This is a genomic window from Rhodococcus sp. R1101, from assembly GCF_000278445.1.
Taxonomy (GTDB): domain Bacteria; phylum Actinomycetota; class Actinomycetes; order Mycobacteriales; family Mycobacteriaceae; genus Rhodococcus; species Rhodococcus gordoniae.
This window is the reverse complement of record NZ_AJVB01000848.1, coordinates 1-810: the sequence shown is the minus strand read 5'-3', so window position 1 is coordinate 810 and position 810 is coordinate 1. Positions and strand designations below refer to the sequence as shown.

Sequence of the window (810 nt, the reverse complement as noted above, 5' to 3'; positions counted from 1 at the left end):
TCTCGGGTGCGCGAGATGAAGATCGGATTGTCGGTGAACAACGCTTCGAGATCGGCGAGCCGAGCGGGCAGCACGGCGAGCAGGTCGCGGATCATCGGCACGGCCTCGTCGGGCAGGTCCTGGGAGAGTCCGCCGGGCCGGATGTAGGAGTGGTTCATCCGCAGTCCGGTGATCGTCTCGAAGACGTCGAGGATCAGTTCGCGCTCGCGGAATCCGAACAGCATCGGTGTCGTCGCACCGAGTTCCATGCCGCCGGTGGCCAGCGCCACCAGATGCGAGGAGATGCGGTTGAGTTCCATCAGCATCACCCGCACGACCTGCGCGCGTTCGGGGACGAGATCCCCGATGCCGAGGAGTTTCTCGACACCGAGGCAATAGGCGGTCTCGTTGTGGAACGGTGCGAGGTAGTCCATACGCGTGACGAAGGTGACGCCCTGGGTCCAGTTGCGGTATTCGAGGTTCTTCTCGATTCCGGTGTGGAGGTACCCGATTCCGCACCGCGCCTCAATGACCGTCTCGCCGTCGATCTCGAGGATCAGGCGCAGGACGCCGTGGGTGGACGGGTGCTGGGGTCCCATGTTGACGACGATGTGGTCCTCACCGCTGTCGCGCACGGCGGCGGCGATGTCGTCCCAGTCGCGTCCGACGGCGTCGAAGACGGTCTCGCCGGCGGGTTCACTCATCACGTGTACGCCCTCCGTTCGTCGGGTGGCGGGATCCGGGCTCCCTTGTACTCCACGGGGATTCCGCCGAGAGGGTAGTCCTTGCGCTGAGGGTGCCCGCGCCAGTCGTCGGGCATCTCGATGCGCG

Annotated in this window: 1 protein-coding gene and 1 pseudogene; both read right to left on the bottom strand. The window is 65.6% G+C overall.

The window, feature by feature from the left end; all coding sequences use genetic code 11:
* A pseudogene (locus R1101_RS28815) lies at positions 1 to 683 on the bottom strand (NADH dehydrogenase subunit D); the annotation flags it as partial.
* Positions 683 to 810 (bottom strand): NADH-quinone oxidoreductase subunit C (locus R1101_RS28810; RefSeq protein ID WP_037225246.1); only part of this gene is annotated, 128 nt, incomplete at its 5' end. The pseudogene R1101_RS28815 and the gene R1101_RS28810, both read right to left, overlap by 1 nt.